The organism is Acidovorax sp. (assembly GCF_034519795.1).
Classification (GTDB): Bacteria; Pseudomonadota; Gammaproteobacteria; order Burkholderiales; family Burkholderiaceae_C; genus Acidovorax.
This window is the reverse complement of record NZ_JAXHOB010000007.1, coordinates 122,088-143,423: the sequence shown is the minus strand read 5'-3', so window position 1 is coordinate 143,423 and position 21,336 is coordinate 122,088. Positions and strand designations below refer to the sequence as shown.

The 21,336-nt window shown below is 68.7% G+C and carries 20 protein-coding genes; 10 read left to right on the top strand and 10 right to left on the bottom strand.

Annotated elements, in window-relative coordinates:
- Nucleotide 1: 1 nt before the first annotated feature.
- The 4 genes from U5N23_RS06875 to U5N23_RS06860 are packed head-to-tail and all read right to left on the bottom strand — an operon-like array spanning nucleotide 2 to nucleotide 3,854.
- Nucleotides 2–760, bottom strand: coding sequence for an ABC transporter ATP-binding protein (locus tag U5N23_RS06875; protein WP_322592060.1), 759 nt, complete (start codon nucleotides 758–760; stop codon nucleotides 2–4).
- Nucleotides 757–1,761: a branched-chain amino acid ABC transporter permease gene (locus U5N23_RS06870; RefSeq protein WP_322592059.1), complete on the bottom strand. Its 1,005-nt coding sequence runs from the start codon at nucleotides 1,759–1,761 to the stop codon at nucleotides 757–759. The genes U5N23_RS06875 and U5N23_RS06870 overlap by 4 nt, the downstream gene beginning before the upstream one ends.
- An 11-nt stretch (nucleotides 1,762–1,772) precedes the next feature.
- The gene (locus tag U5N23_RS06865; RefSeq protein ID WP_322592058.1) at nucleotides 1,773–2,630 is read right to left on the bottom strand and encodes a branched-chain amino acid ABC transporter permease; all 858 of its coding nucleotides are present in this window, start codon (nucleotides 2,628–2,630) and stop codon (nucleotides 1,773–1,775) included.
- A 39-nt stretch (nucleotides 2,631–2,669) separates the two neighbouring features.
- The gene (locus tag U5N23_RS06860) at nucleotides 2,670–3,854 is read right to left on the bottom strand and encodes an ABC transporter substrate-binding protein (RefSeq protein ID WP_322592057.1); all 1,185 of its coding nucleotides are present in this window, start codon (nucleotides 3,852–3,854) and stop codon (nucleotides 2,670–2,672) included.
- A gap of 445 nt (nucleotides 3,855–4,299) precedes the next feature.
- Here U5N23_RS06860 and U5N23_RS06855 point away from each other — a divergent pair, with 445 nt between their 5' ends.
- Both U5N23_RS06855 and chrA read left to right on the top strand, forming a co-directional pair.
- Nucleotides 4,300–5,190, top strand: a complete 891-nt coding sequence (locus tag U5N23_RS06855) for a chromate resistance protein ChrB domain-containing protein (RefSeq protein ID WP_322592056.1) — start codon at nucleotides 4,300–4,302, stop codon at nucleotides 5,188–5,190.
- 14 nt (nucleotides 5,191–5,204) lie between these two features.
- Nucleotides 5,205–6,584, top strand: coding sequence for a chromate efflux transporter (gene chrA / locus U5N23_RS06850; protein ID WP_416208588.1), 1,380 nt, complete (start codon nucleotides 5,205–5,207; stop codon nucleotides 6,582–6,584).
- Here the strand turns inward: chrA and U5N23_RS06845 are convergent.
- Nucleotides 6,581–7,465: a LysR family transcriptional regulator gene (locus U5N23_RS06845; RefSeq protein ID WP_057206917.1), complete on the bottom strand. Its 885-nt coding sequence runs from the start codon at nucleotides 7,463–7,465 to the stop codon at nucleotides 6,581–6,583. The genes chrA and U5N23_RS06845 overlap by 4 nt on opposite strands.
- 218 nt (nucleotides 7,466–7,683) lie before the next feature.
- Between U5N23_RS06845 and U5N23_RS06840 the strand changes: the two genes are divergently transcribed.
- The 3 genes from U5N23_RS06840 to U5N23_RS06830 are packed head-to-tail and all read left to right on the top strand — an operon-like array spanning nucleotide 7,684 to nucleotide 10,792.
- Entirely contained in the window at nucleotides 7,684–8,697 is a 1,014-nt protein-coding gene (locus tag U5N23_RS06840; protein WP_322592054.1) for a tripartite tricarboxylate transporter substrate binding protein, read from the top strand.
- 2 nt (nucleotides 8,698–8,699) lie between these two features.
- A complete protein-coding gene (locus U5N23_RS06835; protein WP_322592053.1) occupies nucleotides 8,700–9,872 on the top strand; it encodes a M20 aminoacylase family protein in 1,173 nt (390 codons plus the stop codon).
- A 56-nt stretch (nucleotides 9,873–9,928) separates the two neighbouring features.
- Nucleotides 9,929–10,792 (top strand): alpha/beta hydrolase, encoded by an 864-nt coding sequence (locus U5N23_RS06830; protein WP_322592052.1) that lies wholly within the window; start codon nucleotides 9,929–9,931, stop codon nucleotides 10,790–10,792.
- A 22-nt stretch (nucleotides 10,793–10,814) separates the two neighbouring features.
- On the opposite strand, the gene U5N23_RS06825 is transcribed toward U5N23_RS06830, so the two are convergent.
- Entirely contained in the window at nucleotides 10,815–11,852 is a 1,038-nt protein-coding gene (locus U5N23_RS06825; RefSeq protein WP_322592051.1) for a phenylacetaldoxime dehydratase family protein, read from the bottom strand.
- Nucleotides 11,853–11,871: 19 nt separating this feature from the next.
- Complete coding sequence (locus U5N23_RS06820) at nucleotides 11,872–12,897, bottom strand: carbon-nitrogen hydrolase family protein (RefSeq protein WP_322592050.1); 1,026 nt, start codon at nucleotides 12,895–12,897, stop codon at nucleotides 11,872–11,874.
- A gap of 283 nt (nucleotides 12,898–13,180) precedes the next feature.
- Between U5N23_RS06820 and U5N23_RS06815 the strand changes: the two genes are divergently transcribed.
- Together U5N23_RS06815 and U5N23_RS06810 are read left to right on the top strand one after the other, a co-directional pair.
- Nucleotides 13,181–14,146 (top strand): helix-turn-helix domain-containing protein, encoded by a 966-nt coding sequence (locus U5N23_RS06815; protein ID WP_322592049.1) that lies wholly within the window; start codon nucleotides 13,181–13,183, stop codon nucleotides 14,144–14,146.
- Nucleotides 14,147–14,166: 20 nt separating this feature from the next.
- Complete coding sequence (locus U5N23_RS06810) at nucleotides 14,167–14,958, top strand: GNAT family N-acetyltransferase (RefSeq protein WP_322592048.1); 792 nt, start codon at nucleotides 14,167–14,169, stop codon at nucleotides 14,956–14,958.
- Here the strand turns inward: U5N23_RS06810 and U5N23_RS06805 are convergent.
- Together U5N23_RS06805 and U5N23_RS06800 are read right to left on the bottom strand one after the other, a co-directional pair.
- Nucleotides 14,947–15,546 (bottom strand): hypothetical protein, encoded by a 600-nt coding sequence (locus U5N23_RS06805; RefSeq protein ID WP_322592047.1) that lies wholly within the window; start codon nucleotides 15,544–15,546, stop codon nucleotides 14,947–14,949. The two genes, U5N23_RS06810 and U5N23_RS06805, sit on opposite strands and share 12 nt — an antisense overlap.
- Nucleotides 15,547–15,557: 11 nt before the next feature.
- The gene (locus U5N23_RS06800; RefSeq protein ID WP_322592046.1) at nucleotides 15,558–16,217 is read right to left on the bottom strand and encodes a DUF1003 domain-containing protein; all 660 of its coding nucleotides are present in this window, start codon (nucleotides 16,215–16,217) and stop codon (nucleotides 15,558–15,560) included.
- 427 nt (nucleotides 16,218–16,644) lie between these two features.
- On the opposite strand from U5N23_RS06800, the gene U5N23_RS06795 reads away from it, so the two are divergent.
- Together U5N23_RS06795 and U5N23_RS06790 are read left to right on the top strand one after the other, a co-directional pair.
- Nucleotides 16,645–17,301 (top strand): lipocalin family protein, encoded by a 657-nt coding sequence (locus U5N23_RS06795; protein WP_322592045.1) that lies wholly within the window; start codon nucleotides 16,645–16,647, stop codon nucleotides 17,299–17,301.
- A 52-nt stretch (nucleotides 17,302–17,353) separates the two neighbouring features.
- On the top strand, nucleotides 17,354–17,701 hold the full coding sequence (locus tag U5N23_RS06790) for a FlxA-like family protein (RefSeq protein ID WP_322592044.1): 348 nt from the start codon (nucleotides 17,354–17,356) through the stop codon (nucleotides 17,699–17,701).
- 4 nt (nucleotides 17,702–17,705) lie between these two features.
- Here the strand turns inward: U5N23_RS06790 and U5N23_RS06785 are convergent, their stop codons facing one another.
- Complete coding sequence (locus U5N23_RS06785) at nucleotides 17,706–19,559, bottom strand: sigma 54-interacting transcriptional regulator (RefSeq protein WP_322592043.1); 1,854 nt, start codon at nucleotides 19,557–19,559, stop codon at nucleotides 17,706–17,708.
- Nucleotides 19,560–19,826: 267 nt separating this feature from the next.
- On the opposite strand from U5N23_RS06785, the gene U5N23_RS06780 reads away from it, so the two are divergent.
- On the top strand, nucleotides 19,827–21,302 hold the full coding sequence (locus U5N23_RS06780; protein WP_322592042.1) for a benzaldehyde dehydrogenase: 1,476 nt from the start codon (nucleotides 19,827–19,829) through the stop codon (nucleotides 21,300–21,302).
- Nucleotides 21,303–21,336: the final 34 nt, after the last annotated feature.

Genomic DNA, 21,336 nt, shown 5'->3' with positions numbered 1-21,336 from the left:
CTCAGACTCCTAAATAGGCGGCGCGCACGCGCGGGTCGCGGCGGATTTCGTCGGGCGAGCCATCGGCCAGCACGGCGCCTTCGGCCAGCACCACGATGCGGTTGGCAAAGCGGAACACCAGGTCCATGTCGTGCTCGATGATGAGCACAGCCAGGTCGCCGGGCAGCGCGGCCAGTGCGGCCAGCAGCCGTGCGCCATCGCCCTTGGGCACGCCGGCCATGGGCTCGTCGAGCAGCAGCACCTTGGGGCGCAGGGCCAGCGCCAGCGCCATCTCGATCAGGCGCTGCTCGCCATAGGCCAGGTCCTGTGTGGCCGTGGCGGCATGGGCCTGCAGCCCGAAGCGGGCCAGGATGTCCTGGGCCTCGGCCTGCAGCGCGGGGTAGCCGTCGATGCTGCGCCACAGGCGGCCCGTGAGTCCTTCGCGCTCGAACAGCGCCAGCTCGATCTGCCGCTGCACCGCAAAGTGCGGCGCCAGCGTGGTGATCTGGAAGGTGCGGGCCAGCCCGGCGCGCACGCGCTGGGCCTGGCTGGTGCGGGTGACGTCGGCACCACGCAGCCAGATCTGGCCAGCACTGGGTTCCAGCACGCCGCTGATCTGGTTGACCAGCGTGGTCTTGCCCGCACCGTTGGGGCCGATCAGCGCCAGCCGGTCGCCCGCGCGCAGCTGAAAGGAGACATTGCGCGTGACGTGCAGCCCGGCGAAGCGCTTGTCCAGCGCCTGCACGTCGAGCAGCGTATCGGAGATGGCATGGCCGCTCATCGCACACCTCCCGCGCGCTGGCGCAGCCAGGCCCAGGCCTTTGCGGGCGGCACCAGCACCACCAGCATCAGCAGGCCGCCCACCACGAAGAGCCAGTGGTAGGGGTTGATGGACGCGGCCGTGTGGTGCAGCAGCGTGAACACCGCCGCCCCCACCAGCGCACCCGTCAACTGCCCTGCCCCGCCCAGGATGAGCATGACCAGGGCCTCGGCCGAGAGCGCGAACGAGAGGCTGTCGGTGCCCACCACCGCATTGGTCTGGGCCGACAGGGCGCCTGCGGCACCCGCCAGTGCACCCGCCACCGTGTAAAGCAGCCACAGGCGGTGGAACACGGGCGTGCCCAGCGCGGCCATGCGGGCGCGGTTTTCGTGGATGCCGCGCACGGCCAGGCCAAACGGCGACTGCACGATGCGCTGCGCGACATAGAACAGCAACACCAGCACCACCAGCGAATACACGGCAGCCACCTTGCCCTCGAGGTCAAACGCAAAGCGGCCCAGCAGCGGCGCCATGGCAAAGCCCGAGAGGCCATCGTCGCCGCCCGTCCAGTCGCGCGCCTTCTGTACCAGGCTCAGCACGATCTGCGAGACCGCCACCGTCAGCATGAGAAAGGTGAAGCCCTGGTAGCGCAGCAGAAAGGCGCCCGAGACCAGCGCCGTGAGGGCGCCTGCCGCCATGCCCACGCCCAGGCCCAGCAACGGGTCGGCATGTGCATGCAGCGCAAAGATGCCGGCCGCGTACGCCCCCAGGCCGAACAGCGCTGCATGCCCCAGCGTGGCCAGGCCCGCCACACCCACCACCAGGTCGAGCGAGAGCACGAACAGGCCGGTGATGAAGATGCGCGTGATGAGCCCCAACTGGTCGGGGAACATGGCGCAGGCCGCCAGGCCCGCGACCAGCAGCAGCAGGGGGGCGCGCCAGGCAGGCGCACAGCGCGGTGCCGACTGGGCAGGCTGCGCGGGCGTGGCCACGGCAGCGGCGGCTTGCACAGGATGGGTCATGGTGGGGTGGTTCATCGCTTCAGGAGACCATGGGGGCGCCAGGCCAGCAGTGCAGCCATGGCGACAAAGAAGAACAGGCTGCCCCATTCGGACGCCAGGTAGCGGCTGGCGGTCTCGATGGTGCCCAGCAGCACGGCGGCAGCCAGCGAGCCGGCAATGCTGCCCATGCCGCCCACGGCCACCACCACGAGCACCAGCACCAGGTACTTGAGGGCGTAGTACGGCTCCAGCGGCATGAGCTCGGCACCCAGGATGCCGCCGAAGCCGGCCAGCGCGGCACCGGCCGCAAAGCTGGCGCACTGCACGGTGCGGATCGGTATGCCCAGGGTGGATGCAGTGCCGCTGTGGTCCACCGCAGCACGCAGCCACACGCCGAAGCGGGTGCGCGTCACCGTCCACGCAGCGGCCGCTGCCACGGCCAGCCCGGCACCGATCACCAGCAGGCGCTGCGCCGGCAGCGTGCGAAAGCCCAGGTCCACCGAGCCGGCCAGCAGCGGGGGCAGCACGATGAGCTGCACCTGCGGGCCGGCAATGGCGTTGGTGGCGGCGATCAGCACAAAGCTCAGGCCGATGGTGAAGAGCACCTGGTCCAGCTCCTTGCGGCGGTACAGGTGGCGCAGCACCAGCGCTTCGAGCACGGCGCCCAGCAGCGCGGTGGCGGCAATCGCCAGGGGCACGGCCAGCCAGAAGCTCCACTGCGCCTCGCGGGTGAGCCAGGCCGCGCAATACCCACCCACCATGGCAAAGGCACCATGGCTGAGGTTGACGAAACGCATCAGGCCCAGCGTGACCGACAGGCCGACGGCAATGACGAACAGCACCATGCCGTAGGCCAGCCCGTCGATCAGGATGTTGAAAAAGGTATTCACGGTGGCAGCGACTTCAGTGCAGACCTGGGGGTGCGTGGCTTACTTGTCGAGCCCGTAGTCGCCGTGCGGGCCGAAGCTCTGCACCTCTTTGTTGACCAGTTGGCCACCCACGCGCTCCACCTTGCGCAGGTAGACGTTCTGCGTGATGTGCCGGGTCTTGGCGTCGATGCGCACCGGGCCGCGCGGGCTCTCCCACTGCAGGCTGCGGGCGGTGGCCAGGGCCTTGGCGCCATCCTTCTTGCCGCCGGTGGCCTCGATCATCTTGTGGATCACGTGCATGCCGTCCCACGCGCCCACCGAGGCGTAGTTGGCGACCGCAGCAGGGTCGCGCTTCTTGAGGGCATCGACGAACTTCTTGTTTTCGGGCGAGTCATGGGCACCCGAGTAGTGGAACGCCGTGGTCAGGCCCAGGGCCGAGTCGCCGAACTTCTGCAGATCGAACTCATCGGTCTCGGCCGTGCCCAGGAACTGCACGCCGGCCTTGGCCAGGCCGTTCTCGTTGTAGGCCTTGACGAAGCCCAGGTTGGGTGGGCCGCCGGGCAGGAAGGTGTACACGGCCTGCGCGCCACTGGCCTTGATGCGCTGCACGAAGGGGCCGAAGTCGGTGGTGGCGATGGGCATGCGGATGCTCTCGACCACCGTGCCGCCCTGCTTGGCGAACTCGGCCTTGAAGGCGGTTTCAGCGTCGATGCCGGGGCCGTAGTCGGTCACGGCGGTCACCACCTTCTTCATGTCCTGTTTGGCGGCCCACTGGGCGATGGGCACCGTGACCTGCCACAGCGTGTAGCTGGTGCGGATGAAGTACTCGGACTTCTCGGTGATGGCCGAGGTGGCGGCGTTGAAGATGACGGTGGGCGTCTGCGACTGCTGGATCAGCGGCGCCACGGCCAGCGCGTTGGGCGTGAAGACGAAGCCGCCCAGGTAGTCCACCTTGTCCTTGACGATGAGCTCCTGCACCAGGGTCTTGGTCTGGCCGGGGTTGGGGCCGCCGGTGTCGCGGTAGATGAACTCGATGTCCTTGCCCGCGAGCTTGCCGCCCTGGCTGGCCACATAGGCCTCGACCGCCGCCTTGAACAGCGCGCCGTAGTGCGCGAACGGCCCTGAGAACGGCCCCACCACCCCCACCTTGACGGCAGTGCTTTGCGCCATGGCCTGCGTGGATGCAAGGGCCAGGCCGGATGCGGCAAGAAGCGCGCAGGCAAGGGTGCGGCGGGTCGGGTTCATGGGGAGTCTCCTGGGTTGGACGCCTGCGTGGCAATGCGCTCGCAAGTCGTGTTGATATGCGTCAAATTATGGTTGATTTACCAACTAGTTGAAATACCAACTTGTTAGGGGTTTTCCCGGAACGGACGTGCATTGGAGGGGCTAGGAGCGTGCGCGGCAGAAGGCATCGAAGCGAAACGTCCGAAAACCGAGGATCGCTGCGTAGTACCGACAAGCCCAGGGTGGCCCCCTGGGCGCCGGAGGTGATACCCGGCGAGACCGGTTTGTCGGGCGCTGCAGCCGATGCTCCTTCTGCCGCGCACGCTCCTAGGGGTGCCGGCGCTTGAGACGGAGAGTGCGTCAAACACTCCTGGTAAGATTTGCGCATCGGGAACCCAGCCTCCCGAATCCTCACGGATAGATGGTGTCCCATCCAAGCGCTGATCACTCTTTGCCGGAGTCATCCGTGGACACCTCTATGGGCAACGCCCTTCCCCTTTCCGTTCTTCCCCAAGACCTCGCCGCCCGCATCGGCACGCCCGGGGCCCCGCTCATCCTGGATGTGCGCCGGCAGCCCCGCTTTGCCGAGAGCACGCACCTGCTGGCCAGCGCGCGGCACTGCACACCCGAAGACATTGCCGCCCTGGCCGCCAACGCCCCGCCCTGTGAGGCCGTCGTGTACTGCGTGTATGGCCATGCCGTGAGCCAGGAGGCAGCGGCCGTGCTGCGGCAGGCGGGCTGGAACGCCCGCTTCCTGGCGGGAGGGTTCGAGGGTGGCGAGCCTGGAGCGGACAGCCTGCAGGACATTGCCCTGTGGCGGGCCGCGCGCCCCCTGGCGCTGCGCAAGCGCACCGACCTGGGCGTGGACGGCACTGCGCCCTCGCGCTGGATCACCCGCGCACGGCCCAAGATCGACCGCATTGCCTGCCCCTGGCTGGTGCGCCGCTTCATCGACCCGCGCGCGGAGTTCCTCTACGTGGAAGCAGCGCAGGTGCTGCCCGAGGCGCAGCGGCTCCATGCCGTGGCCTACGACATTCCCGGTGCGCCCATCACGCACGAGGGCGCGCTGTGCAGCTTCGATGCGCTGCTGGCCGCGTTTGGCCTGCAGGCCGACCCGGCCCTGACTGCGCTGGCCCGCACCGTGCGCGGTGCCGATACCGACCAGCTGCAGCTGGCGCCGCAGGCCGCAGGGCTGCTGGCGGTGTCGCTTGGCCTCTCGCAGCTGCATGCCGGAGACGACCTGGGTATGCTCGCGGCCGCCATGCCCGTGTACGACGCGCTCTACGCCTGGTGCCGCAAAGGGATCGCAGGACCGCAGGAAAACCACCGCTGGGTGCCCGAAGGCGTGCCAGCATGACCGATGTGAATGACATGACCGACACGAGCAACGTGGCCACGCTGGCCGACAAGGGCGGCGCCGCCGCCGACGCACGCCCCGCCGACGTGGGTTTCGCCCAGGCCCTGTGGTTCTGGCTCAAGCTGGGCTGCATCAGTTTTGGCGGGCCGGCAGGGCAGATCGCGATCATGCACACCGAGCTGGTGGAGCGGCGCCGCTGGATCAGCGAGAAGCGCTTTCTGCATGCGCTCAACTACTGCATGGTGCTGCCCGGCCCCGAGGCGCAGCAGCTGGCCACCTACATCGGCTGGCTGATGCACCGCACGCGCGGCGCTCTGGTGGCGGGCGGGCTCTTCGTGCTGCCCTCGCTGGTGCTGCTGGTGCTGCTGTCGTGGGTGTACATCGCCTGGGGGCATTTGCCGGTGGTGGAGGGCATCTTCTACGGCATCAAGCCGGCGGTGACGGCGCTGGTGCTGCATGCGGCGCACCGCATCGGCACGCGCGCGCTCCAGAACCGCTGGCTCTGGGGCATGGCGGCGGCAGCCTTCGTGGCCATCATGGCGTTCAGCGTGCCCTTCCCGGCCATCGTGCTCGCGGCCGCGCTCGCCGGGCATGTGGCCGGGCAGCGCTGGCCGCAGCTGTTCGCGGCAGGAGGCCACAGCAGCGCCCAGCGGGGCTATGGGCCCGCGCTGATCGACGACGACACACCCACGCCGGCCCATGCCCTGTTCAGCCGCAAGCGCCTGGCGCAGGTGCTGGCCGTGGGCGGCGGCCTGTGGCTGGCGGCCATGGGGGTGCTGGTGGCGCTGGTGGGCTGGCAGGGCACGCTCACGCAGATGGGCTGGTTCTTCACCAAGGCGGCGCTGCTGACCTTTGGCGGGGCCTATGCCGTGCTGCCCTACGTGTACCAGGGTGCGGTGGAGCACTACCACTGGCTCGACGCCAGGCAGATGATCGATGGCCTGGCGCTGGGCGAGACCACGCCCGGCCCGCTGATCATGGTGGTGGCCTTCGTGGGCTTTCTCGGCGGCTGGCTGCACAACGTGCTCGGACCCGATGCGGCCTTCTGGTCCGGCGCTCTGGCGGCCACAGTGGTGACCTTCTTCACCTTTCTGCCATCGTTCGTGTTCATCCTGGCGGGCGGGCCGCTGATCGAGACCACGCACAACCAGTTGCGCTTCACGGCGCCGCTCACGGCCATCACCGCCGCCGTGGTGGGCGTGATCCTGAACCTCGCCCTGTTCTTCGCCTGGCACGTGTGGTGGCCACAGGGCTTTGCAGGAGGGGTGGACATCGCCTCCATCGCCATCACCGTGCTGGCCGGCGTGGCGCTGTTCCGCTTCAAGCTGGGGGTGCTGCCGCTGCTGGCCGGCTGTGCGCTGGCCGGCCTGGCAGTTCGCATGCTGGGCGGCTAGTCTTTCAGAAGTTCCTGCACCAGCGTGCGCACGATGGGCATGGCCGGGGCTTCGGCGCGGCCGGCCAGGGTGACCAGGCCGAACAGCGCGGTGGTGATCTCCCCGGGCACCATGGGCAGCTCCACCAGGTCGGGCGCGGCAGCGCGCACGGCCAGCAGGATGGCGTCGCTCTTGCGCACCACCTCGACCAGGCTCGGTATCTCTTCGCAGCGCAGGGTCACGCAGGCGGCGGGGTGCGCCTCGGGGCCATAGGTTTCCATGAGCCGGCGTGCCACCTCGTCGCTGAGCGGGGTCGAGGCGATGGGGTAGTCCTTGAGCATCTCGAAGCGCACGCCGCCGCGCTTGCGCAGCAGCGGGTGGCCCCGGCGGACCATGAAGGAGCCGCGGATCTCGCAGACCAGCTCGGTGCGCAGGTCGGTGGCGGGCTGCAGCGAGCGGGCGTCGATCACCAGGGCGTCGAGCTGGCGGTCGCGCAGGGCCTGCACCAGCCGGTCGGTGCTGCCGCGCGAGATTTCCAGCGTGAGCTGCGGGTGGCGCGTGGCCACCTGCATGAGCAGCGGCGTCATCAGCAAGGCGCCGGGGCCCGAGCCCAGGCCGATGCGGATGGCGCCGCCCTCGCCCTGCTGCATGCGCTGGCCCAGCGCGTGCAGCTCGGCCGCATCGTCCACCAGGCGCTGGGCGCGCTGCAGCACCTGGCGGCCAAACGGCGTGAGTTCGCTGCGCCGGCCGATGCGGTCGAACAGCGGCAGGCCGAGCTCGTCCTCGATGGCGCGGATGCTGCGGCTGAGCGCGGGCTGCGTGAGGTGCATGGCCTCGGCCGACTTGCTGAACGAGCCGGTCTGCGCCAGCGAAATGAAGTGCCGAAGCTGCACCAAAGTCATGCCGATTGCCCCCTTCTGGTGCAAGAAAATTGAATAACTTCAACTCATGCTAACCCACTTTGCAATGCATTGGACGCGCAGATAACCCAATCCTAAGATGGCCCGACTGACCTGCCACAGCCCCGACAAGAGAGGCGTGGAGGAACCAGGGGTGTCGAAGAAATGGAGACCATGGGATGCCATGGCCGCTTACCAATCTGTCTGCAAGGGATCGATCAATGAACACAACGATTGCGATGAAACGCATGCTCGCCACACTGGCCGGGCTCACGGGCCTGGTACTGGGCGCAAGCCCTTTGGCCACCCTGGCACAGGCCCCCAACGCCTACCCCGCCAAGCCGGTAAGCCTGATGGTGCCCTACCCTGCGGGCGGCCCGTCCGACGCGATGGCCCGCATCCTCAACACCCCCATGACCCGCGAGCTGGGCCAGCAGGTGATCGTGGAGAACCTGGGCGGCGCAGCCGGCGCCATGGCCGCGCAGAAGGTGCTGGCCGCGCCGGCCGATGGCTACTACATCTTCCAGGGCTCGCCCAACGAGGCCATCCTGGCACCGCTGGCCAATGCGGCGGTGAAGCTGCGCACGGAGGACTTCCGCCTGGTGCACCCGGTGTCCGACGCGGCCATGGTCTTCGTGACGCGCAAGGACCTGGGCGTCAGCAGCGTGGACGAGCTGATCGCGCTGGCGCGCACGCCGGGCAAGGACCCGCTGAGCTACGGCAGCGTGGGCATCGGCTCGCTGTACCACCTGATCCTGGAAAAGGTGCAGCAGACCACGCACACCACCATGCAGCACATCCCCTACAAGGGCAATGCGCCCTTGCTGCAGGACCTGGGCGGCGGGCAGCTCGACTTTGCGGTGCTGGTGTACAGCTCGGCGATGGGCGCCATGGCGGACCAGGGGCGGCTGAAGATCATCGGCCAGCTGGGCGCGCAGCGTTCGGAAATGCTCAAGAACATTCCCACGGTGGGCGAGGGCAAGGCCCTGCCCAACTTCTCATACAAGATCTGGACCGGCTTCATGGTGCCCAAGAAGACGCCCGAGCCCGTGGTACAGCGCCTGCACCAGGCCATTGGCCGCGCGCTCAAGGACCCGACCGTGCACACCCAGCTGGCCGCGCAGTCCATGGTGGCATCGCCAGCGATGACGCTGGCCGAATCCACCGCCTTCTTCGAGAGCGAAACGGCCCGCTACCGCGAGATCGCCCGCTCCATCAACCTGCAGCCGCAATGACGATGAACAGCAGCTTGTTCGACACCCTGCAGGAGCGGGCCAGCGAGTTCATCGCCCTGCGCCGCGACATCCACCGCCACCCCGAGCTGGCCTTTGAGGAGCAGCGCACGGCCGAGATGGTAGCCGAGCGGCTGGAGCGCTGGGGCTATGCGGTGGAGCGCGGCATCGGCGGCACCGGGGTGGTAGGCAGGCTGGTGCGCGGCCAGGGCCCGCGCCTGGGCCTGCGCGCGGACATGGATGCCCTGCCCATCACCGAGGCCACGGGCGCCGCCTGGAGCAGCGCGCACCCTGGCGTGATGCACGCCTGCGGGCACGACGGCCACACCGCCATGCTGATGGCGGCGGCCTGGTACCTGGCCGAGCACGGCCAGTTCAGCGGCACGCTGAACCTGGTCTTCCAGCCCGCAGAGGAAGGCGGCGGCGGCGCGCTGCGCATGATGGCCGACGGCCTGTTCGAGCGCTACCCTTGCGATGCGGTGTTTGCCATGCACAACATGCCCGGCGTTGAGCAGGGCCACCTGCTGCTGCGCGAGGGGCCGGCCATGGCATCGAGCGACTACGCCACCATCACCCTGGAGGGCGTGGGCGGCCACGGCGCCATGCCGCACGCGGCCATCGACCCCGTGGTGGCAGCAGCCAGCCTGGTGATGGGGCTGCAGACCATCGTCTCGCGCAATGTGGACCCGCAGCAGATGGCCGTGGTGACCGTAGGCGCGTTGCATGCCGGCCAGGCCAACAACGTGATCCCGGCCAGCGCCGTGCTGGAGATCAGCGTGCGCGCCATGGACAGCGGCGTGCGTGCGCTGCTGGAGCAACGCATCCGCGCACTGGTGGAGGCCACCGCCAGCGGCTACGGCGTGGTGGCGCGGCTCGACTGGCGGCCCGGCTACGCCGTGCTGGTGAACAGCCCTGCAGAGACCGCGCTGGCGCACGAGGTGGCACTGGACCTGGTGGGCCCGGAGCGCGTGACGCTGCAGGCAGCGGCCCTGCCGGCCAGTGAGGACTTCGCCTTCATGCTGGAGAAGGTGCCGGGCTCCTACCTGCAGATCGGCAACGGCAATGCCCCCGGGGGCTGCATGGTGCACCATCCGGGTTACGATTTTCACGATGGCAACATCGTGGTGGGGGGCGCCTACTGGGTGCGGCTGGCCGAGACCTTCTTGCGGCCGCGGTGAACCGACGGTGCGCCACCTTTCGTCCAATGAACCAACCGCCAGGGGAGCCCGAGCACATGTCCACAGATTCGACCTTCGACGCCCGACCATCGCCCAGCCGTGTGCTGTCCCTCGGCTCCGAACGCATCTCGGTGCGCGACAGCGGCGGCAGCGGCCCGGCCGTGGTGCTGGTGCATGGCAACTCCTCCTCGTCGCGCGTGTGGGAGCCCCTGCTCACGGGAGAGCTGGGCAGGAAGTACCGCCTGATCGCGCCGGACCTGCCGGGCCACGGCCAATCCAGCGATGCCGAGCAGATGGTGCGCAGCACGGTCTACAGCATTCCCGGCTATGCCGATGTGGTCCGCGCCGTGGCCGGCCAGATGGGGGTGGAGAACGCCGTGTTCGTGGGCTGGAGCCTGGGCGGGCATGCCGTGCTGGAGGCTGCGGCCAGCCTGCCGCAGGCGGCGGGTTTCATGGTCTTCGGCACACCGCCCCTGCCGTTTCCGCCCACGGCGGATTTCGGCGGTGCCTTCCTCAAGCTCGGCCTGGGCTTCGCCAAGGACTGGTCCGAGGACGACGCCCGCGCCTGGGTGGCCGACTACATGGCGCCCGGCGTGGCCGGTGCCGACTTCATGCTGCAGGACGCCCGCCGCACGGACGGGCACGCCCGCGCCTCGCTGGCAGCGGGCATAGGCACCGTGGGCTATGCGGATGAGCTGAACATCGTCGCCACCATCGGCCGCCCGCTGGCCATCGTGCAGGGTGCGCACGAGCAGATCGTGAACCCGGCCTACCTCGACGGGTTGGCCCCCACCATCCCTACCCTGTGGCGCGGCAAGGTGCAGGTGGTGGAAGGCGCCGGCCATGCCGTGCAGTGGGAGAACCCTGCGCAGTTCGGCGCGCTGCTCGATGCCTTCGTGGCCGATTGCCAGCGGGGCTGAGCGCAGCCCCAGGCGACCGCCCCTACCCTGCCGCCCCCAGCATGCCCGTGCGCGGGTGGCAGTTGAAATACTCGAAATACTGCTCTGCCGCCGTGGCCACCGTGACCTCGTGGTAGAGCTTGAGCTGCGCCGCCGGTCCCATGGTGCCCAGGTACTTCATGGCCGCGCCGAAGATGGCGACATGCGTGGGGTGCGATTCGGCCCAGCGCTCCAATGACGCGAGACTGCGCCACCAGCCCATGCCGAAGCTCTTGTCCATGGGCTTGCCTGCAGCATCCACCACGGCCATGTAGCGGTTGGCATAGCAATCCACCTGGATCCCTTGGTCCTGCAGGAAGTCCATACCGGCGCGCAGCACGGGCTCGACCTCCTCGGTGTACATGCGCCGCTCATCGCCCTCTGTACCGGTCCAGTCTTGGCCGGAGCGGATGAGGCACAGGTTCTCGTGCGGCAGCACGCGCTGGTGCAGGCCCTCGGTGACGATCTTCGGCGCACCGGCGGGCTCCATGCCGCTGGTCTGCGAGAGGGCCAGGCGGTCGCGCATGCCGCCCCAGTAAGCGTGCTCCTGGATGGGTTCGCCCAGGCCGGCGGATACACCGGCCACGCCCTCGATCCCATCACTGGAAAACAGCGTCTCGAAGCGGTCCGCTGCGGGCTGCAACACCTCGGTGAACAGGCCCAACCCGGGCTCGTTGAACACGCCGGATGCCCAGCGCTCGCCGTGCTCGGCAAACCAGGCCGCATAGGCGGCCGGGTCGTCCCAGTAGCCGATGGTGATGGTGTTGAGGTAGCCTGCCTGGTCCACGCACTGCGCGCGGTCCCAGTGGCCCGGGCCGTTGGCTGCGGCAAAGGCCTCGGTGATGCAGTGCAGCGCCCGGGCAGCCAATGCCGGCGCCGGTGCGTCGGCACGGTGCTGGATACCGAAGTACGCCATGACCACGCGCGCGACGCCTGGGTTGTAACGCGCTACGGTGGCGGGGTATGGCGGCACATAGTCGTCCGGAATGCGGCGGTGGCGCAAGCGCGGGCATTGCAGGTGCGGGGGAATGGCAGATTCCATGGCGGGCTCCTGGCAGTGCTTACTCGGCCACGGCGATGGCGGGCTCTGCGCTGGCCTCGTTCGCGGCCGCCACCCCGCCGGCAGGCATCTGCGATACCACACGGTCTCCGGGGGTCTGGTTGAGCAGCAGCCGCGTGACGTCGGGCCGGGCATAGTGGCCGGCTGGGTCGGCGGCGGTCTTGGCCAGAGAGATCGTGCCCAGGTCGATGTCGGCAATCACCAGGCCTTCCTCCTTCTCGCCCAGCGGTATACCCAGCGATGCGCCGTCGGGCCCGTAGATGCGCGCAAAACCGCCGCCTTCGAGCAGCAACTGGCGCTGCAGGTCGTCGGTGCAGAGCATGGCGTGCATCTCTTTCGACACGGTGGCACACGGCGCGACGACGAAGCAGCCGCCTTCGACCGCATAGACCTGGCTTGCGGCATTGTTGACCTCGGCGCCCAGGGCATGGGCAGCACCCCGGTACAGCGAGAAGCTGGGCCAGGCGCCGATGTGGATCTGCTCGTTCTGCGCATACATGGCGTACTTGCTCAGGGGCTGCAGGTGCTCCCAGCAGGCGAGCATGCCGACGTTGCCGATGGCGGTCGGCATGACGGCCAGGTCGCTGCCGTCGCCCTCGCCGAACACGGTGCGCTCCACATGCGTGGGCTTGAGCTTGCGCCGCGTCTTGACCACGCGGCCCTGGTCGTCGAACAGGGCCTGGGCGATGTAGAGGCTGCCGCCGGCGCGCTCGCTGTAGCCAGTGGACATCCAGATGCCGATGTCGCGGGCGGCCTGCGCCAGGCGCTGGAACTCGGCCGAGCCGACCACCAGCGAGTTGTCGTTGTAGCGCTGCACATACTGCATGCCCATGGCGGGCGAGTTGAGCCAGATCCACCAGGGGTAGCCGGGGATCCACGTTTCGGGGAAGGCCACGAGCTGCGCGCCCTGCCTGGCGGCCTCCTTCATCAGCGCAATGGTCTTGTCGATGGTGGCGTCGAGGTCGAGGAACACGGGCGCGGCCTGGACGGCGGCAACGCGCAGCTTGGGGTGGAGGGTGGCGGGCATGGGGCGAGTCCTGTAGGTCAAGGTGAGGGGTTGGGCCGCGCGGGCAGTGCCTGCTGCGGTACCTGAATGCTCGGGCCGAAGCCGCGCGCCGTCTTGCCTGTGGGTCTCGCGGCTCTTGCCGCAAAGCCACGCGGACGGCGACTTGACTGAAAGTCTCCGAAGGCTTGATCCAGACTCGCCACCTGGGGTTAACCGGCATAGGCCTTGCTTGAAGAATGGGCGCGCCCGGAGGATGATGGGTGCTTTCGCTCCCTTCCTCCCCATGCCCGCTTGAGACATCGCCATGAGCCAACTCTTGAGTACCGACTCCATCGCCCCGCGCGACCGGCTGGCCTACTGGACCGACATGATCTGCACCACCTACGTGCAGCTCGAATGCGATGCGCCGCGTGGCTACCGCTTCGGCGGCTCCATCCAGAGCCACCACCTGCCGGGGCTGGACCTGTCGGTGGTGCGCTCCTGCGCGCAACGCGTGGTGCGCACGCCGAGCTTCATCTCACGCGCCACGGACGACTGCTTCATCGTAAGCCTGCAGACCAAAGGGCACGGCGTCATCTCCCAGGACGGGCGCGACGCCGCCGTCGCCCCCGGCGACTTTGCGCTGTACGACAGCACGCGGCCCTACACCCTGCAGTTCAGCGAGGACTTCGAGGAGATCGTGCTCAAGCTGCGCGGCGAGCAGTTGCGTGCGCTGGTGGCAGGCACCGAGCAGTTGACGGCCACCACCGTCTCGGGCCGCAGCGGGGCCGGGCACCTGATGGCCAGCATGGTCACCGCCTTGCGCGGCGAGGTGGACACCCTGCCCGCCGCCTCGGCCGCCGCCGTGGCCAGCGGCGTCATCAGCGTGCTGGTGGCCGGCCTGCAGTCGCTGCCCGCCTGCAGCCGGGCCGAGCCCTCGACCATGGGCGCCTACCATGTGGCGCGCATCAAGCGGCACATCGACGGCCGGCTGCGCGACCCGGCGCTGACCATCGAATCCGTGGCGGCCGACCTGGGCATGTCCAGCGGACACCTGCACCGATTGTTCAAGACCGAGCCGCAGTCGCCCTCGCACTACCTCTGGGGCCAGCGGCTCGACGGCGCCAGCCGCGAGTTGCTGGATGCCCGCCGCGCCAAGACCTCGGTGGCCGAAATCGCGTTCGGCTGGGGCTTCAACGATGCGGCGCATTTCAGCCGGGCGTTCAAGGAGCGCTTTGGGCAATCGCCGCGGGGGTGGCGGGCACAGGGGCTGGCTGAAATCAGGGGCTGAGCGTCGGTACCATCGGCCCCATGCATGAACTGAATGCGAAAGACTTCTGCACGCTGACGCCGCTGCTCGAAGGGCTCCACGCGGGCACCGAGATCATGGGCGCCGTGTTGTCGGGCCATACCCGGGGCCGCATCTTTGTCCCGAAGGACGGGGACCTGCGCGCCGCCTTTGTCTACGACAACGGCTTTTGCGTGCTGGCGGGTGCCCTGCCCGACGCGCAGTTTGCTGCGGCCTGCCTGGACTGGTTGCAGCGGCCTGCCAGCCAGGACTTCTTCATCCTTTACCCGGGCCACGCCGGCTGGGAGCCGGTGCTCGACTCGTGCCAGGCGCCCGCCGTGGAAAAACTGCCGCGCGTGGCTTTCTCGTTCGACCGTAGCCGCTTTGCGGCACAGCGCACCGAGCAGCCCTTGCCGCCAGGCCATCGCATGGTGCCCCTGGATGCCGCGTTGCTGCGGCGGTTGGCCGAAGGCCCCTACCCCTTCGCGGCAGGCATGTGGGCTTGCGACGCGCAGTTCGAACGCGAGGGCATCGGCTTTTGCGTGCTCCATGAAGAGCGGGTGGCCAGCCTGTGCTACTCGGTGTTCGTGAAGGGGGCGCGGCACGACGTCGACATCTGCACCTTTGACGGCTACCGGCGGCGGGGCTTGGCCAGGGCCGCAGCCACAGCCTTCATCGATGCGTGCCTGCGGCGCGGGCTGGAGCCGGGGTGGGATTGCTTCAAGGGCAACCGGGCGTCGTACGAACTGGCCCAGGCCCTCGGGTTCGGTCCGGTCCACGAATTCGCGGTTTACGCCCAGGGGCTAGACGGTTGATTGCCGCCCCACCAGATGCAGTTCGGCAAACGGCATGTGGTGCATCAGCTCGCGCAGCAGCAGCAAGGTGGTGGCGAACTCCACGCTCTCTGGCAGGCCCTCGCTCGCAGCGGGCCGGCCTTCGGACACGGCGGCCAGGCGCTGGAACAGGCGCTCCATGGCCTCCAGCGTGAGCAGCATGGCGGGTGCACGCGGCACGCCAGCCAATTCGGCCACGGCCACCAGGTGCGGGTCGGTGGACCACCAAGCCCTACCCGACGCATGGCCCTGCACAACATACTGCCGGTGGGCCAGGTAGACCTCGTCTTCGACGCTGGCGATGGCGTTCTCCAGCTCCAGCGGGGTGGGCACGTCGCGCCTGAAGAAGGCCCGGGCGGTCCGGTGGGTGCCCAGGGCCAGGGTGATCGCGGCACCATGCGGGGCAGCGCCAGCGGCGTCCACCGGCACGATCAGCGTGCGCTCCGGCCCCACGTACAGCAGCGTGAGAGGCCGCCAGGGCTCGCAGTGGGTCTGCAGCAGTTGCAGGTCGCAAGCCGTGTCGAGGGCTGTGGCGCCATCGGTGGCAGGAAGCGGGTAGCGAGCGAACATGGCGTGGTCCATCACCCTTGGCGCGCACCGCCCTCACCGCTGCCGCCATAGCTGCTGCCGGGCCCGCCAGACTGCTGGGTGCCCGGCTGGTCGGCCTGTTGCTGGGCCCGCGCGAGGGCGGGCATGTAGTGCATGCGGTGGTGCATCTCCACCGTCAAGGCCTCGATGCGTTCGCTGAGCTTCCTGGTCATCTCGGTCAGGCGGGTGTTCTGCTCCAGCAGGTCGAGCAACTGGGCAGTGTTCTGGGTGGCGATCGCCTGGCGCTGCTCGGTGGCCCGGGCCAAATCTTCGCGGTGCTGGGCATCGGCGTCGGCAAGCGCCTTGTCGCGCTCGGCCTGGCGCGTCTGCGCCAGCAGGATCAGGGGCGCGGCATAGGCTGCTTGCAGGCTGAATGCCAGATTGAGCAAGATGAAGGGGTAGGCATCGAATGGGGCCACGCCCGTCAGGTTGGCGATGACCCAGATTGCGACGAATGCGGTCTGCGCGGCCAGGAATTTGGGCGTGCCGAACACGCGGGCAAAGGCTTCGGCCTTGCGCGCGAAGCCGTCGTTGCCGAAGGCCGGGGACAGATGCTCATGCTTGCGCAGAAACCGCAGGTGGTCGACCACGGGGGGCGAATCCTGGGCGGGGGTGGTGGGCGCTGTGCCGGGGGCGGTGGATGTCGTCGTCATGCGAAGGACCTCATGCAAGCGGTGGGAACAGGGCTGGGCGTGCCGGGCAGCACAGGCTTGGTTGCCACTCTACCCTGCAGCGCCCCGCCCCCTCGGTGCCTTCAAGTTCTGTGCCAGCAGGCGCAGGGATTGCGCGGGCCACAAGGCCACCCCCTTGCGCCGCCCCACTTCTGCCGCCCAAAGTGTGACTTTTGTGGCAACAACGCCCGCGGACTTGCGGCCAACTGGCCGCCCACGGTACCGCCCCATGGTGTGATGCGCGGCATGGCGCCAACCATCGCGCCGACAGGCGATGCCAGCGCGCGCCTACACGCGAGCGTCGGCACCCTCACTACATTGACCACATCGCCGCAGATCAGGCAGCGCCCGCCCAGACAGCCGGCCCATGCCAGGGACTGCGACGAACCATTCCGCCAGGGACACCACCATGCCCGACACCCTTATTGAACTGCGAGATATGCGAGACACGCCGATAAACGACCCAGAGCACGCCGCCGCCGGTGCCGCGTCCTCTGTGGGCCGCCGCATACTTCCCAACACCATTGGCGTGTTGGCGCTGGGCGCGGTGCTGTTCTTCACGGCGTGCTCAACGCATCCCCCAGCCGGCATTGAGCCGGTGGCGGGCTTCGACGCGCAGCGCTATGCGGGCCAGTGGTACGAGGTGGCCCGGCTGGACCACTCGTTCGAGCGCGGCCTGCAGCAGACCACGGCGAACTACCTCCCCAACCCCGACGGCACCATCCAGGTGATCAACCGCGGCTACGACCCAGGCCGCGACCGCTGGAAAGAGGCCGAGGGCAAGGCCCGCTTTGCCGGCGAGTCCGACAAGGGCGCCCTCAAGGTCTCGTTCTTCGGTCCCTTCTATGGCGGCTACAACGTGGTGGCGCTGGACCCGGACTACCAGTGGTCCATGGTGGTCGGCTCCAACCGCGGCTATTTCTGGATCCTGTCGCGCACCAAGACGCTGCCGCCCGGCGTGCGCGAGCAACTGCTGGCCAAGGCCCAGGCCCTCGGCGTGCAGGTGGACAAGGTGCTGTGGGTGGCCCAGGATGGCCCGGCTCCTGCAACCCCACCGAAGGGTTGAAAAACCCCACGCTGCGCTAAAGTTTTGCCGTCACCCTGCCGATAAGGCGGGCATGCAAGTCTCCTCTTCTTCATCGGCCGGCAAGGTGTCATCGGGTGGCGGCGGCAGCGAGATCGCCAAGCTGCAAAAGCAGCTGCAGTCGCTGACCGAAGAACTCAAGAACGTGGCCACCTCCGACATGGACGCCAAGGCCAAGAAGGAGAAGGTCAAGCTGCTGCAGACCCAGATCCAGATGGTGCAGGCGCAGATCAGCGCCATCCAGCGCGCACGCCAGCAGGAGCAGCAGGACGCCCAGGCCCGCAAGGCCGAAGCGGCCGCCCAGTCGGCGCGCGAGCAGCGTGCCAGAACTGAAACCCAATCCTCCACCAGCCTGGGCAGCCAGCTCGATACCTACGCCTGATCCCTCAGGATCGACCAGCGGGAATGCCGAATTTGCGCAAGCGGTAGGCCAGCGTGGCGCGGCTGATGCCCAGCAGGCGGGCGGCAGAGGCCACGTTGCCGGCGGCGCTGTGCAGTGCCTGGCGCAGCAGTTGGGCCTCGGCCTGGTGCAGCGGGGCCACCCCGGGCATGGCCGCTGCAGCGGCCTGGGTTGCCGGGGCGCTGCCCCCCGCCCAGGGCATGTGCAGGGTGGCGGTGCTGTCGGCGCCCAATTGCAGGGACATCACGCCGGTGCCAGGCTGCTCGCCGCTGCTGAACAGGTGGTGGGGCGCGATGGGTTCACCATCGTTGACGAGGATCACGCTGCGCTCGATGAGGTTCTGCAACTCGCGGATGTTGCCCGGAAAAGGGTAGTTGAACATGGCTTTCACCGCTGCCTGGCTGAAGCCCGGGCCCTGGCGCCGGTGCTTGCGCTGGTAGTGCGCGAGAAAGTGGCTCATCAGCAGAGGGATGTCATCGCGCCGGTCGCGCAGCGGCGGCAGGTGGATGGGAAAGACGTTGAGCCGGTAGTACAGGTCTTCGCGGAAAGTGCCCTCGCGCACGGCCTGGCGCAGGTCCACATTGGTGGCGGCCACCACGCGCACGTCCACCGTGATGGTGCGCGTGCCGCCCACCCGCTCGATCTCGCCTTCCTGCAGGGCCCGCAGCAGTTTGCCCTGGGCCACCAGGCTGAGGGTCGCGATCTCGTCCAGGAACAGGGTGCCGCCGTGGGCGCGCTCGAACCGCCCGGGCCGCGATGCGCCCGCGCCGGTGTAGGCGCCGCGCTCCACGCCAAACAGCTCGGACTCCACCAGCGTCTCGGGAATGGCTGCGCAATTGAGCGCCACGAAGGGCTGGGCGCCCCGTGGGCTGATGCGGTGCAGCATGCTGGCAAACATCTCCTTGCCCACGCCGGACTCGCCGGTGAACAGCACGGTGGCAGCCGTGGGGGCCACGCGCTGCAGCATGTGGCAGGCGGCATTGAAGGCCGATGAGGCGCCCACCATGGTGGCGCCATCGGAGGTGGGAGCCCCTGCCAGGGCCACCGAACCCGGCGAAGCCCCCAGGGTGCCCTTGCGCGATGGCGCCCGGGCGGCAGCGGGCGGGGTGCCTACGAAGTCCTGCGCGTTCAGGTAGAACAGGTCCTGCCCGGGGTCATCCCAGCGCTCGGCCGACTTGCCGATGACGCGGCAGTGCGCCGAGCCCGACGAGCGGCACTCCACCTCACGGAACACGATCATGCGGCCAAACAGCGTGCTCACGTAGCCCGTGGCATAGCCCACCTGCATCCAGCAGGCCGGAGATCCGCCCACGCCGTAGGCGGCGATGTGCTCGTCGTCCTCGCTGGAGTTGTGCCAGATGAACTCGCCTTCGTAGTCACCGGTCTCGGCGTCGTAGCGCACGTGGACCACCTCCACCTGGACCACCCCTTCCAGCGCATGCAGGCGGGTGCCGGCGATGGCGGCCGCCGGGGGGTCGGCGTCAGGCCACTGCTGGCGCACCATGCGCGCATCGCGCGCGCCACCGACGTAGCCGGCGCGGGTGAGCAGGCCGCGCGCCTTGTCCAGGCCAATGCTGTCGATCAGCTCGCGCCTGAGCGAGCCCAGGGCCTCCGAGTGCAACAGGATCATGCGCTGGTCCTGCAGCCAGATGCGGCCGTCTCCCGGCGAGAAGAACAGGCATTCGCTGATGTCTGCCACCGTGGGGTGGGCGTGATGGCTCACGCCCACGGTGTCAAACCCGCCCAGCGCGCCCGGCAGCGCAGGCCCCGGCAATGCGGCGGACTGGCCTGTGGCGGTGCTGCGGTTCAGATCGGCCAGAGAGACACGGCGTCTGGGCATGGTGGTTACCAGGAAGTGATCGAAAAGTGATCATTTGAGCAATTTCCATTGCTCAAATTGCTTATTGATAGTAACTATTTTTGCGCAAAAAGTCGCCTGATCCAGCCGCTTGGCGGCCTAGGGAAAGTCCGTAGCCGCGCCTCTCAAAAAGCAGGTGCCAGAGGCTGTTTTCGGCCGCCTTGCCCACGGGGCTGGTACGCCCGTTGCAAATCCCTGTGCAGTCGCCGCCGCAGTGCGCGCCGATTCTTTCAACCAAGGAGCAATGCAATGGGTGTTTCAGAAAAACCAGGCCTGCTGGACAACCGCCTGTGGGCGGGCAAGGCCTTCGACGGGGCATGGACCACGGCGCTCAAGGAGGTGCGCGACGTGCTGGAGCCGGCCACGGGCCAGGTGCTCGGCCGCGTGGGCATTGCCGATGCACAGGACATGCAGGCCGCCATCGGCCTGGCGCACCGGGCGCAGCCGGCCTGGGCAGCGCTGGGCCCGCGCGAGCGCGCCGCCGTCTTCCACCGGGCATCCGCCGTGTTCCAGCAGCACTTTGACGAGCTGGCGCTGGCCATTGCCCGCGAAACCGGGGGCATACTGGCCAAGGGCCAGCACGAGGTGCGCGAGGCCATCACCCTGTGCCAGTTGGCCGCCAGCCTGCCCATGCAGGCCCAGGGCCAGGTGCTGCCCAGCACCCCGGGCCGCCTGTCGATTGCGCGGCGCGTGCCGCATGGCGTGGTGGGCGTGATCTCGCCATTCAACTTTCCGCTCATCCTGGGCCTGCGCTCGGTGGCCCCGGCCCTGGCGCTGGGCAACGCCGTGGTGCTCAAGCCGGACACGCGCACCCCCGTGAGCGGTGGCTTCATCATGGCCCGGGTGTTCGAAGAGGCCGGGCTGCCCGCCGGCCTGCTGCAGGTGCTGCCGGGCGACGCGGCTGCCGGCGAGGCGCTGGTGGTGGACGCGCGCGTGCCCATGATCGCCTTCACCGGCTCGCCTGCCGTGGGCCGCCGCATCGGCGCGCTGGCGGGGCAGCACCTCAAGAAGGTGTCGCTGGAGCTGGGTGGGGCCAACAACCTCATCATCCTGGAAGACGCAGACCCCGACGCGGCGGCCAGCGCAGCGGCCTTTGGCGCATGGTTCCACCAGGGCCAGATCTGCATGGCCGCCAACCGCATTCTGGTGCACGAGTCGATTGCCGACGCCATCCTGCAGCGCCTGGTGGGCAAGGCCACGCACCTGGCCGTAGGCGACGGCGCCAGCGGCCAGGTGGCCCTGGGCCCGATGATCGATGCGAAGCAGCTCGAACGCTTTGACCGGGTGATCCACGACAGCATCCAGCAGGGCGCCAGGCTCGAAGCGGGTGGCACCTACCATGGTCTGTGCTACCAGCCCACGGTGCTCTCGGGCGTCAGGCCCGGCATCCGTTCGTTCGACGAAGAGCCGTTCGGCCCAGTGGCCAACCTCGTCACCTTCCGCACTGACGATGAGGCCGTGGCCCTGGCCAACACCAGCCAGGGGGGCCTGTCGGCCGCCGTCATCAGCCCCAGCGTGGGCCGCGCCATGGCCATCGGCCAGCGCCTGCGCGCGGGCATGGTTCACATCAACGACCAGACCGTGAACGACGACTGCACCAACCCCTTCGGCGGCCCCGGCCTGGGTGGCAACGGCGGCAGCGTGGGCGGGCCGGCCGACATGGACGAGTACACGCAGTGGCAGTGGATCACCGTCAAGGACACGCCGCCAGCCTTCCCTTTCTGACCGACAGAACGACACCCTTTCCCCCCAAAAATAT

Excerpts from the sequence above, each read along its gene's own strand:
- U5N23_RS06875 (WP_322592060.1), bottom strand. The coding sequence starts at position 760 with ATGAGCGGCCATGCCATCTCCGATACGCTGCTCGACGTGCAGGCGCTG.
- U5N23_RS06870 (WP_322592059.1), bottom strand. The coding sequence starts at position 1,761 with ATGACCCATCCTGTGCAAGCCGCCGCTGCCGTGGCCACGCCCGCGCAG.
- U5N23_RS06860 (WP_322592057.1), bottom strand. The coding sequence starts at position 3,854 with ATGAACCCGACCCGCCGCACCCTTGCCTGCGCGCTTCTTGCCGCATCC.
- chrA (WP_416208588.1), top strand. The coding sequence starts at position 5,205 with ATGACCGACACGAGCAACGTGGCCACGCTGGCCGACAAGGGCGGCGCC.
- U5N23_RS06845 (WP_057206917.1), bottom strand. The coding sequence starts at position 7,465 with ATGACTTTGGTGCAGCTTCGGCACTTCATTTCGCTGGCGCAGACCGGC.
- U5N23_RS06840 (WP_322592054.1), top strand. The coding sequence starts at position 7,684 with ATGAACACAACGATTGCGATGAAACGCATGCTCGCCACACTGGCCGGG.
- U5N23_RS06835 (WP_322592053.1), top strand. The coding sequence starts at position 8,700 with ATGAACAGCAGCTTGTTCGACACCCTGCAGGAGCGGGCCAGCGAGTTC.
- U5N23_RS06830 (WP_322592052.1), top strand. The coding sequence starts at position 9,929 with ATGTCCACAGATTCGACCTTCGACGCCCGACCATCGCCCAGCCGTGTG.
- U5N23_RS06825 (WP_322592051.1), bottom strand. The coding sequence starts at position 11,852 with ATGGAATCTGCCATTCCCCCGCACCTGCAATGCCCGCGCTTGCGCCAC.
- U5N23_RS06820 (WP_322592050.1), bottom strand. The coding sequence starts at position 12,897 with ATGCCCGCCACCCTCCACCCCAAGCTGCGCGTTGCCGCCGTCCAGGCC.
- U5N23_RS06815 (WP_322592049.1), top strand. The coding sequence starts at position 13,181 with ATGAGCCAACTCTTGAGTACCGACTCCATCGCCCCGCGCGACCGGCTG.
- U5N23_RS06810 (WP_322592048.1), top strand. The coding sequence starts at position 14,167 with ATGCATGAACTGAATGCGAAAGACTTCTGCACGCTGACGCCGCTGCTC.
- U5N23_RS06805 (WP_322592047.1), bottom strand. The coding sequence starts at position 15,546 with ATGTTCGCTCGCTACCCGCTTCCTGCCACCGATGGCGCCACAGCCCTC.
- U5N23_RS06800 (WP_322592046.1), bottom strand. The coding sequence starts at position 16,217 with ATGACGACGACATCCACCGCCCCCGGCACAGCGCCCACCACCCCCGCC.
- U5N23_RS06795 (WP_322592045.1), top strand. The coding sequence starts at position 16,645 with ATGCCCGACACCCTTATTGAACTGCGAGATATGCGAGACACGCCGATA.
- U5N23_RS06790 (WP_322592044.1), top strand. The coding sequence starts at position 17,354 with ATGCAAGTCTCCTCTTCTTCATCGGCCGGCAAGGTGTCATCGGGTGGC.
- U5N23_RS06785 (WP_322592043.1), bottom strand. The coding sequence starts at position 19,559 with ATGCCCAGACGCCGTGTCTCTCTGGCCGATCTGAACCGCAGCACCGCC.
- U5N23_RS06780 (WP_322592042.1), top strand. The coding sequence starts at position 19,827 with ATGGGTGTTTCAGAAAAACCAGGCCTGCTGGACAACCGCCTGTGGGCG.